The 13,808-nt window shown below is 41.4% G+C and carries 8 protein-coding genes and 1 tRNA gene; 5 read left to right on the top strand and 4 right to left on the bottom strand.

Translation table 11 applies throughout. The annotated features are described in order from the left end of the window. Window positions 1-4: 4 nt before the first annotated feature. Genes RT138_RS13830 through RT138_RS13820 form a run of 3 tightly spaced genes read left to right on the top strand, consistent with a single transcriptional unit; the run spans window position 5 to window position 4,774 of the window. Window positions 5-1,912, top strand: a complete 1,908-nt coding sequence (locus RT138_RS13830; protein ID WP_313191168.1) for a RagB/SusD family nutrient uptake outer membrane protein — start codon at window positions 5-7, stop codon at window positions 1,910-1,912. 38 nt (window positions 1,913-1,950) lie between these two features. Further along, window positions 1,951-3,339, top strand: coding sequence for a DUF1080 domain-containing protein (locus RT138_RS13825; RefSeq protein WP_313191167.1), 1,389 nt, complete (start codon window positions 1,951-1,953; stop codon window positions 3,337-3,339). Window positions 3,340-3,358: 19 nt separating this feature from the next. Further along, entirely contained in the window at window positions 3,359-4,774 is a 1,416-nt protein-coding gene (locus tag RT138_RS13820; protein ID WP_313191166.1) for a Gfo/Idh/MocA family oxidoreductase, read from the top strand. Between the two features lie 247 nt (window positions 4,775-5,021). On the opposite strand, the gene RT138_RS13815 is transcribed toward RT138_RS13820, so the two are convergent. Further along, a tRNA-Asn gene (locus RT138_RS13815) sits at window positions 5,022-5,095 on the bottom strand. Window positions 5,096-5,202: 107 nt separating this feature from the next. Next, window positions 5,203-6,579: a magnesium transporter gene (mgtE, locus tag RT138_RS13810; protein WP_313191165.1), complete on the bottom strand. Its 1,377-nt coding sequence runs from the start codon at window positions 6,577-6,579 to the stop codon at window positions 5,203-5,205. Between the two features lie 783 nt (window positions 6,580-7,362). Here mgtE and RT138_RS13805 point away from each other — a divergent pair. After that, the gene (locus RT138_RS13805) at window positions 7,363-10,026 is read left to right on the top strand and encodes a hypothetical protein (RefSeq protein ID WP_313191164.1); all 2,664 of its coding nucleotides are present in this window, start codon (window positions 7,363-7,365) and stop codon (window positions 10,024-10,026) included. A gap of 50 nt (window positions 10,027-10,076) precedes the next feature. Here the strand turns inward: RT138_RS13805 and RT138_RS13800 are convergent, their stop codons facing one another. Together RT138_RS13800 and sppA are read right to left on the bottom strand one after the other, a co-directional pair. Then, entirely contained in the window at window positions 10,077-11,267 is a 1,191-nt protein-coding gene (locus RT138_RS13800) for a phosphoglycerate kinase (RefSeq protein ID WP_185214114.1), read from the bottom strand. A gap of 215 nt (window positions 11,268-11,482) precedes the next feature. Continuing rightward, window positions 11,483-13,252: a signal peptide peptidase SppA gene (sppA, locus tag RT138_RS13795; protein WP_313191163.1), complete on the bottom strand. Its 1,770-nt coding sequence runs from the start codon at window positions 13,250-13,252 to the stop codon at window positions 11,483-11,485. Between the two features lie 75 nt (window positions 13,253-13,327). On the opposite strand from sppA, the gene folK reads away from it, so the two are divergent. Next, window positions 13,328-13,807: a 2-amino-4-hydroxy-6-hydroxymethyldihydropteridine diphosphokinase gene (folK, locus tag RT138_RS13790; RefSeq protein WP_313191162.1), complete on the top strand. Its 480-nt coding sequence runs from the start codon at window positions 13,328-13,330 to the stop codon at window positions 13,805-13,807. Window position 13,808: the final 1 nt, after the last annotated feature.

Genomic DNA, 13,808 nt, shown 5'->3' with positions numbered 1-13,808 from the left:
GATCATGAAAACTTATAAGAAACTATTATATATCGGCTTATTTGGCACTGCTTCCATCGCCTTGATGGAAAGCTGTAGCAAAGATTGGCTAAAACCTCAACCCCTATCCTTCTATGCCCCTGAAGTCGCCCTATCTACACCTGAAGGACTCTACTCGGCGCTGACCGCCTGCGAGCGTAATATGCGTCATGAATTCTTTGGTGATGGTGCACCTATCCTGACCGAAATCATCCAATCCGATGTGGCTGTTGAAGGAACTACGGATAAAGCCGGTCCTCAAATGAACATGGACATCGCACTCCTACCGGATGCACAGCTTAACCATGAAAACAACACCCGTGTGGGTTGGTATTGGTATGAAGCCTACAAAGGGATCAAATATGCCAATACGGTGATCGCCAGAATAGACAATGCAACCTTCAAGGATGATGCTGAAAAGAATGCTATCCTAGGTGCTGCCTATTTCCAACGCGCTTATCGCTATTACAAATTGGTTCATCAATTCGGAGACGTCCCTTTCCTGGACTGGGAAATCAACGAACCTAAATATGATTTCTATTCTTACGATCGCTGGAGCATCCTGAAAAGACTGAAAAAAGATCTAGAATTCGCCTACCAATGGGTACCAGAAATAGTTGATCGAGGAAGGACCTCGAAAGCAGCTTGTGGAATCCTATTGATGAAAGTAGCTATGGCACTTGAGGACTTTGACCTGGCCATCAAAGTTGGAAACGAAGTAGTAGCCAAACACCCATTGATGAGGAACAGGTTTACCGTCAACCAAAACAGACCCAATACAAACTTGATGTTTGATCTGCACAGCGTTGAAGCAAAACTGGACATGAGCAATACCGAAGGTCTAATGTATGTGGTAGCCTATCCAGAAGCAGAGGGTTCGGCAAGAATCGAAACTATGCGTAATGCGGTTCCATTCTGGAATAATGGAAATATCAAAACACCAGATGGCCAAACAGGAACCAATGTAAACTTGGCCCCTGGCGAAACCGACCCATCCATGGACCTCAACAAATCCTATGGAAGAGGAATTGGTAGGTTGAGACCTACTTGGTATTTCAGCAACTCGATCTGGAGAGCCGACAAAGAAAAGAACGACCTACGCGGCATCCACAATATGAACAGCTGGAAACGCATGGAAGACTTGAAATACAACAGTCCTGACCTAAAAGCTAAGGGTAGTCAATGGTATGGAAAAAACTTCGTCAAAAGCCCTAGTATGAGCCCAGAAGACACCATCCGTCTTTGGTTCTCCTGGCCACATTACAAGGTTTTTGTACCAGACCCTTTGAGCTCCACTTGGACAGGCGGTGAAACTCCTTGGTATGTATATCGTTCGGCAGAAGTTTATTTGCTTTTAGCGGAATCATATTACTGGAAAAACCAACCAGGAATGGCTGCAAATGCGCTTAATGAAGTTAGAACAAGAGCCGGTGCCACACCTATACAGGCTGGAGATGTCAATATCGGGGAAATCCTTGATGAACGCGCAAGGGAGCTTTATTACGAAGAAAACAGGCACGTAGAATTGGTCCGGATGTCATATACCTATGCTAAGACCAGAAAGCCTTGTGAAATTTTTGGAGGAAGGGTCTATAGCCTTGAAAACATCAGCGGACCAGGCGGAACCAATTCCAACATCAAACAAAATGGAGTGAATTTCTGGTATGACCGGGTGGTAGCAAAAAGCAATTTCTACAACAAAGGCGTAAAACATAAATGGGCAGAATACAAAATATCCGTTCACCATATCCTTTGGCCGGTACCAGCTGGAGCGATCAACACCAACTTAAAGGGAATTATCAACCAGAACATTGGCTACCCAGGTGCGGAAAGAAATGAAAAACCATTAATCGTGCCTGATGAAGGTACTGTATTGGGCCCTAAAGCAGAATAAGGGAAAATTACATGTTGAATACCATAAAATAACAATCAATGAAAAGAAGAACAATTATCAGATCCATCTCCTCAGTAGGGCTCGCCCTACTACTATCCCCTCAGGCAAATGCCCAATCCAGCGATAGCAAAGGCTTTAAACCTCTGTTTGACGGAAAAACTTTGGCTGGTTGGAAATCCGCGGGTGGTGCTGCACCATATACCGTTGAAGACGGAGCAATAGTTGGAAGAATGACCAAAGGAACCCCAAACTCCTTTCTGATCACAGAAAAAGAGTATGGCGACTTCATCCTTGAACTCGATATCAAACTGGAAGGCGATAAAACCAATTCCGGAATCCAAACGAGAAGCCATATCGACCCCAATGCCAACAATGGAAAAGGACGGGTCTATGGCCGTCAGATCGAGATCGATCCTTCCCCACGTGCTTGGGCAGGCGGTGTCTACGATGAAGGGCGAAGAGGATGGATCTATCCATTGGACCTAAATGAGCCTTCAAAAGCTGCATACAAAAAGGATGAATTCAACCATATCCGTATCGAAGCCATCGGCAATGAACTTCGTTCTTGGGTTAATGGCGTGCCTGCAGCTTATGTCGTGGATACCGTTGATGCATCTGGCTTCATTGGTTTACAGGTCCACAGCATTCCCGCTGAATTGGATGGAAAAAAGGTTTATTTCAAAAACATAAAGATCAAGACTGAAAACCTTAAGCCTAGCCCTTATCCAAAAGGCCAATACATAGTAAACCTTACTCCCAATGCATTAAGTGCAACAGAGCAAAAGAACGGCAGCAAATTGCTATTCAACGGCAAGAACTCCGATGGATGGCGAAGTGTTAAGGGAGAAAGTTTCCCTGAAAAAGGCTGGTCAATCAAGGATGGCATCATCAAAGTACAGAAATCCGATGGCGGCGAATCTACCAATGGTGGGGATATCATTACCAAGGATAAGTTCAGCGTTTTTGACCTGTCCTTTGAATTTAAACTTACGCCGGGTGCTAACAGCGGAGTAAAATACTTTGTCACCCTGGCGGAAAAAACATCAGGATCGGCCATCGGACTGGAGTATCAGATCTTGGATGATGCGAAGCATCCTGATGCAAAATTAGGAAGAGATGGAAATCGCACCATTGCTTCCTTGTATGATCTAATCACATCCGATAAAGGTAGAGGTGCCACAAGACCAATTGGCGAATGGAACCGCGGCCGTGTGCTGGTAGACAAAGACAACAAGGTGACCTACTACCTCAACGGTGTCAAGGTTTTATCCTATGTGCGAGGGTCTAAGGAATTCAAGGATTTGGTGGCAATCAGCAAATACAAGGACTGGGATAAATTCGGGGAAGCTTCGGAAGGACATATCCTGCTTCAGGACCATGGCGACGAAGTATCGTTCCGATCAATAAAAATCAACAAAACAAAATAACCATTAGCTGTCAATAAATATGAATCATTATTTATCACGCAGGAGCTTCATCAGCAAGTCCATAATGGCAGGAGGTGCAGTTTTACTTTCCAACAGTGTACTGGGGAAAGTAAAACTTGCCAGTGCCAATGAAAGAGTTAATCTTGCCTGCGTAGGAATAGGAAATAGAGCAAACGAAATCATCAAGGAACTCTACAAAACCGGACAATGTAATATTGTCGCACTTTGCGATGTGGACATGGGCGCAAAACAAACCCAGGAAATCATCAAGATGTTCCCTAATGTGCCAAGGTATCAGGATTTCAGAAAGATGTTTGATGAAATGGGCAATCAGTTCGATGCTGTTGCCATTGGAACGCCTGACTTTGCCCATTTTGCCATTACCATGCAGGCCCTGGACCAAGGAAAGCACGTCTACGTGGAAAAACCTATGGCAAGAACCTTCAATGAGGTGGAGCTGATGATGCAAAAAGCTAGGAAAAACCCGAAGCTTGCCACCCAAATGGGTAATCAAGGCCACTCTGAAGCCAATTACTTTCAGTTTAAGGCCTGGAAAGATGCCGGCATCATCAAAGATGTCACCCGCATCGACGCCCATATGAACAGCCCAAGAAGATGGCATGGCTGGGATCCCAACATCACAGGATTCCCATACCCAGAAAGAATTCCGGAGACCCTGGATTGGGAAATCTGGCAAATGCAGACCCTTGGCCATCATTATAACAAAGACTTTGTAAACGGTCAATGGCGTTGCTGGTTTGACTTTGGAATGGGCGCTTTAGGAGATTGGGGAGCCCATATCTTAGATACCTCCCATGAATTCCTCGAACTTGGATTACCGACGGTGGTTGAGGCAAAATCCCTGGAGGGACATAACTCCTATTTCTTTCCAATGTCCTCGACCCTGAACTTCCATTTTCCAAAAAGAAAGAATATGCCTGCAGTGGACATCAATTGGTATGATGGACTTACCAACCTGCCACAGATTCCGGAAGGTTATGGTGTCTCTGGATTGGATCCAAACATTCCACCACCAAGTACTGGAAAAATTGAACCCGCGAAACTAAATCCTGGAAAAATAATCTATTCCAAAGATTTAATTTTCAAAGGCGGATCACATGCCAGTACCCTGTCCATCATTCCAGAAACCAAAGCCAAGGACATGGCGTCAAAACTTCCTGAAGTTCCCGCCAGTCCTTCAAACCACTTTGCAAATTTCCTGAATGCCTGCAAAGGAACGGAAAAGACCAGGTCATCCTTTGAAATCGCCGGACCACTCAGCCAAGTCTTCTGTCTTGGAGTCATCACTCAAAAAATGAACAACAGAATTGAGTTCGATCCAAAAACCAAACAGATTACCAACGACAAGTTCGCCAATGAAATGCTTTATGGACCTCCTCCAGCAAGAGGATGGGAAGAGTATTACAGAGTTTAGTATTTAGTATATAGTATTTAGTATTTAGACTTTCCTGTATTGTGGACAAAGGTTTGGAAGAATTACTTTTTGAGTATTTAGACTTTCCACTATTGTGGACAAAGGTCTAGAAGAGTTACTTTTCAAATATTCAGTAGTAATATTTAATATTTGGATAGATAAGCCGACCTAGGTCTAAATACTAAATACTTTTTACTAAATACTAAAAAAAAAGATCTGCAAAATATTTGCAGATCTTTTTTTTGGGCTCCTGAAGCTGGGCTCGAACCAGCGACCCTCTGATTAACAGTCAGATGCTCTAACCAACTGAGCTATTCAGGAGTTTAAACCGTCCCTTTCGTTTTCGGTGATGCAATTATCGGAAGTTTCTCCGACAAGTGCAAATATTTTTTGGCGATTTATCGCAAGTTATTCAAAACCAATTAGAATTAATTAAACAGAACATCTCGCAGGATATAGGTCGCGAAGCTAAAGTAGATCACCAAGCCCGTTACGTCGACAATAGTCGATACAAAGGGAGCTGATGAACTCGCTGGATCCGCCCCAAACCGACGAAGTATGAATGGCAACATCGCCCCGACCAATGATCCCCAAAGAACCACGCCGACCAAAGAACTCCCGATTGCCGCCCCATACAGGTACCATGCATCACCATAGGTATCCTTGAATACTTCCTCAACCCCAATTCTCATGAAACCTAAAACACCTAAGATTATACCAAGCAGCAAACCCGAAAGGATTTCACGCTTCATAACCATCCACCAATCCCGAAGGGTCACTTCACCCATCGCCATCGCTTGAATGATCAGGGTGGATGCTTGAGAACCGGAGTTCCCCCCGCTAGACATGATTACAGGCATCAACAAGACAAGAACGGTAGTGAACTTGGCCTCGTAGTGCTGAAGCACATTAAAAGTCAACAGCTGGCCTAAAAACAGCACGATAAGCCATCCTGCTCTTTTCTTCACTAGGTGAAAGATCGAAACATCCAAATAAGGCTCATCTAAGGCCTCGGTACCCCCGATACGCTGCATGTCTTCGGTATACTCTTCATTGGCCACCCATAAGATATCATCGATCGTCACAATACCTAACATGATATCCTGTTCATCCACCACCGGAAGGGCCACTCGATTGTTCATCCGGAAAATCGTCACGGCATCTTCTTGCGGGTCATCGGCATGCAAAGAGATCAAGCGGTTGTCGATCAAGTCGGCAATCACCTTATCTGGCTCCGCCAAAAGAATGTCCTTGATCCGAACGTCATCGATCAGTTTTCCATCCGAGTCGATCACATATAAGACATCAATTGTTTCAGATGCCGAACCGTATCGACGGATGTGATCCAACACGCGAGGCATGGTCCAATGTTCCTTGACTGTAATGTAGTCCGGAGTCATCAGACGTCCTACCGAATCTTCAGGGTAACCAAGCAAGGACAGCGCTTCCTTTCTCTCTTCGGGAGTCAACAGAATAATGAGCCTTTTTACAACATCACCTTTCAGTTCCGAAAAGAAGGAAGTACGGTCATCCGGAGGCATCTCGTTTAGGAGCTCTCGGATCTTGGAAGCCGGTAATTTTTTGAGTATTCTTTCTTGGGTGGGGAAGTCTAAAATACGGAACACATTGACCGCTCTTTTAAGACTTAAAGTTTCTAAAAACAGGGGGCCATATTCAGGAAGCTCATCAATCAATTCTTCAACATCCGAAATATTTAGTTCGTTCAAATAATCCGCAAGCTCAGTATGATCTCCACGTTCAATCAATTGCTCAACATGTGCTACAAGCATTGCTAATTCTTCCATACGCCTCCTTTATTTTATTATCCTACATTGGTCCAAAAATCGTTTGTGCAAAAGTCGTTTTTTTTGGCATAATAATATAATTAATTTTTAATCAATAAATCCGACAACCTGAACAGCGCAAAAAACAACCAATACCCAAATCCTATACATGTCATAATGTCATCTTAATATCTCCCTTGAACAGCCCATTAAAATGAGATCAATTCCTGGCCTAATTCTCAGTTCATAAAAATCAACAAAATCCGGGGTGTTAAATTTTTCAAAATAAAACAGGGACGAAAACCATGTTGGAATCCTAGCACTTGGATCCAGAAATTTTCCACTTCAAAAATCCTCTCAGCAGCCAACGCCAATCCTATTTTAAAAAAAGCCTTTGGAAGCGTCAATCATTTGAATTTATTAAAATTTAACCTACATTTACAAAGCAAAAAGTTAACTGAATTATTAATCGCAAATCAGTGATTTAAAGACAAAAATACACGTAAAACAGTGTAAATTACAGAAAAATCATTAGGAATATTAAATACTCTTATTCAACTACTTACATCATCTATAAAAACAATCAATTAATATAAATATCCAAATTTTTACTAATATATTTAGTATATGCTATTTTTATCATATTTTATCAATTATAAAAAGCTTTTTATCAATGTTTTAACTATACTTATAGTAAGTTTAAATACATATCATGTAAAATCTCAAATAATTGACAATGAACAAGCCTCTTCTAAGGTTAAGTGGAGACAGATAAACACTGAAAAATTCCAACTCATATTCCCGATGGAGTTCGAAAAATCTGCCCTGCTCCTCTCCCAACAAATCGACAGCTTGATTGATTATTCCAGTCGGGATTTAAGGCGCGCTCCAAAGAAAATTTCAATAATTCTTCACGAAAATCATATTGAACAGAACGGCTATGCTCAACTTGCCCCTCGAAAAGTCGAAGCATTTTCAACCCCTGGACCGGCAAGCGACAATACAGAATGGCTACCAAATCTTATACAACATGAGCTTAGACATGTAGCACAATTTGACAAGTTGACAGGTAGGATTCAAGGTCCATTTTTCCAACAATTGGCCTTCGCATTATATGGTCTTCACCTGCCAGCTTGGTACTTTGAGGGAGACGCGGTCTCTATAGAAACTCAATTTTCTGCCGGAGGTAGAGGCAGAAGTAGCTCCTGGTTCATGCCCCTTCGGACCAATTTGCTCTCCGGAAAAGACTACTCTTTCAGTAAAAATATTCTCGGGTCATTCCGTGATTTGACCCCCACCTACTACCTCACCGGGTACAGCATGAACAGCTACCTCACCAACCATTTTGGCTATGGGGTAAAGGAGGAAATCTTGGACAACATGAGGGCTAATTTATGGCGACCTTTTAACTTCAATTTAGCCCTGAAAAAGTACAGCAAACTGAACAGCAAAAATCTCTATGACGCCACAATTTCTGAACTCAAAGAGGAATGGGAATCTTCAAAAAATGAAGGAAATTTTAACCTGATTTTTGAGGAAAACAACCGCTACCCTACGCACTATTTTCTTCCCCAAACCAACTCGTCCAAAGCAATTTTCACCCTTGTTCAATCACCTGCTTTCATCCCTGAAATCAGAAAAAGGACTGCTGATAAAGAAGAAACCATAACCAAAATTGGCTACCAACTGACTCCATATTTTCATGTGAACGACCAATTCCTGGTATGGGATGAACTCAGAAAGGATGCTAGATTTAGCAAACAGACCTATAATATTATCCGGATTTTGGATCTCAAAACTGGAAAAATCGAGGACCTTTCCAAAAATTCTCGATTTTACAGCCCTATATTGAGCGATAATTCCCAAAAGGTATACACAGTCCAAGTGGACCAAAACAACCTTTCCAGCCTCTTCTATATCGACCGAATTTCAAAGAAATCCTCAAAAATCATGGATTTTCCTGAGGGATTCCTCATCCAACAGCCCAGTTTGAATGCAGATGAAACAAAGATTTCAGCGATTGCCATCAGTCCAAAAGGGACAAATATCATTGAGATAGACCTCGAAACCTCCCAATTTAAGGAGCTGTTTCCTTGGTCAAACCAAGAATTCCAACGTCCCATTTACCTGGAAAATGACCTTATTTTTAAAGCTCAATTTCAAAAAATCGATAATCTTTACCGCTATTCCAGCAACGATAAGAAGCTATATATTATCTCAGATTCCCCTTTCGGAGCCTTTCATCCTAGCCCAGGAAACAACCATTCCGTACTTTATAACGAGTATCAATTCAATGGATATAAAGCAGCTTTCCTAGATTCCACACAACTGATAGGAAAGGAAATCACAGCGAAATTTGAGGTTCCGGCCCAGACTGACCACAGGATAAAAGCTAGTTTCGCAGGTCCTAAACCCGAGGAAACACAGACTCATCAAGTAGAAAAATACAATAGCCTTAGTCATTTATTTAACTTTCACAGCCTAAGCATAAGCAGTAATAACTTCGAAAGTTTCGACAATTATAGACCTGGAATCTTCTGGATTGCCAATGATCTACTCAATACTTCTCAGCTAAAATTAGGTTATGAATACGATTTGGACATGGAAAAAAGCGTCTATTCAGCAGAGCTAACCTATCAGAAATACTATCCGAAATTCAGTTTTTCTTATAAAAATAGAGGCCAGATCGGCTATGCAAAGAAGCAAAACACGGAAAATGAGTACACAAAATTTGACTTCAGGGAACATGTTTATAGCTTGGACATGCAGATTCCCCTGAGCATTTACAGAGGAAAAACCACCTATAACTATGGCTTTAACCTAGGTACATCCTATCAAAAACGATATGATCTGAGCTTAAATACCCTGCGGGGATTTCATGATGAAATTGCCTTCCCTCTCAATTACCAGGCATATTTCAACCGCAATCAACGAAGAAGTCAAATGGAGCTGATCCCTAAATGGGGACAGAACATCAATGTTCTTTACCGTCATGTACCATTCGAAAACACAATAGAAGGCTCATTATTTGCCATCAGGACCAATTTCTATTTCCCTGGTTTCTTCAGGAACCATGGCTTCCAGGCTAGGCTATCCTATCAGAAAACTGACGGAAGATACAATGATACCTATGACATCCCAATGGTATCTGGCTATGCTCATTTCGATTCGCCGAAAGTAGAAAACACCCTTTTGATGAACTACAGGTTCCCGATTGCTTATCCCGACTGGGCCATTGGACAATTGGCTTATATCAAACGGTTCCATGGCTATTTCTTTGCCGACTATCAAAATATCCAGGACAGCAAGGCCGAACCTACCTCATTCGGAATAGGCCTATCAGCAGACTTCAATATGTTCAAATATGTACTTCCAGACTTTGGAGTGGGAGCTAAACTCAGCTATATCAATCAGGCCAGCGCCAAGCAACGGCTTGTGCCAAGCTTCAGCTTGAGCTACAGCTATTAAACAAGGAAGGGGAACCAAATGGCTCCCCTTCCTATATTTTATAGATAATATTAGTCTAAAATAGCTTTAACACCTGGAAGCGTCTTACCTTCCATGTATTCTAACAAAGCACCACCGCCAGTACTAACATAGCTGACGTGCTCCGTCATTCCAAATTTAGATACCGCAGCAGCTGAATCACCACCACCGATCAATGAGAATGCACCACGCTCTGTTGCTGCAACAACTGCATTTGCAACCGCACGAGTACCTTTAGCAAAAGTATCCATTTCAAATACACCCATTGGGCCATTCCACAGCAAGGTATTTGAAGCCATTATCACATCTTTAAAATGCTCGGAAGACTCAGGACCTATATCAAGACCTTGCTTATCGGCAGGAATCTCATCATTAGGACCATCATAAACATTGGCATCATTTGCAAAACGGTCAGCAATCTGAGCATCAGTAGGAAGAACCAAGTTCACGCCTTTTTCATCTGCTTTTTTCACTAATTCATTTGCCAAATCCAATTTATCAAGCTCAACCAAAGACTGACCAATCTCACCACCGCGAGCCTTTACAAAGGTATAGGCCATACCACCACCAATGATCAAATTGTCAACTTTGTCCAATAAAGCTTCAATCAATTCCAATTTATCAGACACCTTAGCACCACCCATGATAGCTGTAAATGGACGTTCAGGTTTATTTAGAACCTTCTCCGCATTTTCAATTTCCTTCGCCATTAAGTAACCAAAGTACTTGTTGTTAGGGAAAAATTCAGCAATAATAGCTGTAGAAGCATGTGCTCTGTGTGCAGTACCAAATGCATCATTAACATAGACATCACCCAATTCAGCTAATTTCTTAGCAAAATCACGGTCTCCTTTTTCTTCTTCTTTGTAGAATCTAAGGTTCTCTAACAATAAAACCTGACCTGCCTGCAAATTCTTTGCCTTCTCAACGGCATCTGAACCAATACAGTCATCTGCAAATTGTACATCAACACCTAATACCTCAGATAAGTGCTTTACAATATGTTTAAGTGAATATTTGTCGGTAGGTCCTTCTTTTGGTCTTCCTAAATGGGACATCAAAATAACGGAACCTCCGTCTTTTAAGATCTTTTTAATAGTAGGTAGTGCACCTTGAATACGGTTGTCATCAGTAATGTTGAAGTTCTCATCTAAAGGAACATTGAAATCAACTCTTATTAAAGCTTTCTTCCCGTTGAAATTTAAATCGTCGATAGTTTTCATTTTATTTTTATTTCCGGTTGATTTTAGAGTTTAAAGATATAAAAAACTTTCATTTTTCTTTTCAATCTGCAAATCTCTACAATAATTCTAAATCTATTTAGTAATACCCTATGCAGTTCCTTTAATAGCCCATTCCATATTTATCACTAGAAGGAACGATGCCAAGAACTGCCATGATATAAAAAAAGCGCTGATTTCTCAATCAGCGCTTTTAATTAATATATCTCTACCAGATATGGAATCCTAGCCTGCACACCCGATTGCTGACTGATCCTTTTCAGTTCTGTCAAATATTTCACATAATCCCCCATCTCATCTTCTAGCATCCACATCTTTATTTTATCCCTCGAAGTAGACCATATCGAAGCAAAAGGATCTTTCGCTCTCGGATACTCCGAAACTCTATAATTCTCGATTTTTGCTTTCTTGGCAGCCGCAACAATGGCTTGGTCCAAGGTCGCTAAACGGTCTACCAATTTCAATTTTACAGCTTGTTCACCGGTCCATACACGGCCTTGACCAATGCTGTCAACATCTGCTACTTGCATCTTTCTTCCATCAGCCACTCGCTTCAGGAATACTTGGTAGATCTTATTAACGCCGCCCTGAATGATTCCTTTTTCCTCTTCCGACAATGGTCTGTCCATATCCACATCCATATCAGCAAACTTAGAAGTCTTCACCGCATCGAAATGTATGCCTAATTTATCATTGAATAATTTTTGGAAACTAGGAATCAACCCGAATACACCAATTGAACCCGTAAGGGTTGTTGGATCGGCAAAGATAGAATCCGCTGCAGCTGAAATATAATAACCTCCAGAAGCAGCATAATCACCCATGGATACTACTACAGGTTTCACTTTCTTTGTTAGATCGACCTCTCTCCAGATGGATTCCGAAGCCAAGGCCGAACCTCCCGGAGAATTTACGCGCATCACGATAGCTTTTACCTTATCATCCTGTCTCAATTCTCTTAACTCCCTAGACAATTTATCTCCACCAATCTGTCCTTCTATACCTTCCCCATCAATGATCTCCCCATAGGCATATAATACAGCAATACGATCGCCACCTGCTTCGCCAGCACTTGCTTTGTTATTATAATCCAATATGGATACCACTGGAATATTTTTTTTCGCATCAATACCCAACTTATCCTTGATTTTTGAAATCACCTGATCTTTGTACAACAGATCTGTAACAAATCCATATTTCTTGGCATCTTCCGCTTCACGGATCAAATAACCGTTTGCAATGCTTTTTAAGCTATCTGTAGATATCTTTTTAACGGCCGAAATATCGTTCAGAAAAGTGCCATAAATACTGCTCAGATAAGAATTAACCTGTTCCTTATTCGCTTCGCTCATACTATTGAGGATAAAAGGTTCTACTGCACTTTTATAAGTCCCAACTTTGAGGACTTGCATATCGATCCCTAATTTATCCAATGCCTCTTTATAAAACATGACTGAAGTAGCCAATCCCCTGAAATCTAGACTCCCTTGTGGATGCAAATACAGCTCATTAGCCACAGAGTTCAGGTAATAGCCTTTTTGGCTCATCACATCACTATAGGCTACGATAAACTTATCCGAAGTCTTAAAGTCCAAAAGTGCCTCACGGATGGCTTTCATGGTTGCGAAGCCAGTCCCTACACTTGTCACATTAAGATAGATGCCCTTGATGTTATTGTCTGTTTTTGCTGCTTTTATCTTTGAAACGATATCATTCAATCCAATGGACTTAGAACCCGCATAGCCAGGGATATCAAGACCTTCAAATGGATTTGCTTCTGTTTTTTCTGTGATTGCATGATCCAGGTCGATTAACAGAACAGAGTTGCTAGCTGTTACAGTTTCGCTCTTACTGCCCACCGAACTGATCATCATCCCAATGATTCCCATCAGGATAAAAAACATTAATATACTACTGATAATAATACCTGTAATGGTCGCAAGTACGTATTTAAAAAATGATCTCATATAATTTATTTAAGTAGTGTCCGTAAATTTAAGCTATTATTCCGATTATCATAAAACAATTCATATATTAAACTCATGAATAAAGTTTACCTACTTTTAGGGGCAAATATTGGTAATCCCAACAAACAACTAGAAGACGCAAAGGTTGAAATTGAAGACAGAATTGGAAAAATCACACGGCAATCCAAAATTTATGAATCCGAAGCTTGGGGCGTAGAAAACCAACCGGTATTTTTGAACCAGGTGATCTTGTTGGAGACTGATTTCTCCGCAAATAAAGTCTTGAATGAAATCTTGAAGATTGAAATTCTTTTGGGCAGGATCCGTGGACAACGCTGGGGATCAAGGATCATCGATATTGACATTCTCTATTATAACGACGACATTATACATACCGAGGACCTTCAAGTTCCTCATCCATATATCCAAGAGAGAAACTTTACCCTGATACCTCTCGTAGAAATTGCTGCCGACTACTCCCACCCGATTTTCAAGAAATCTAACAAGGAATTGCTGGAAGAATCAACCGATCAACTGAATGTAAAAACAATCTAAC

Origin of the sequence: Sphingobacterium sp., assembly GCF_032065005.1 — a bacterium.
GTDB lineage: Bacteria > Bacteroidota > Bacteroidia > Sphingobacteriales > Sphingobacteriaceae > Sphingobacterium.
The sequence above is the reverse complement of the archived record's forward strand: the minus strand, read 5'-3'. Positions and strand labels throughout refer to the sequence as shown.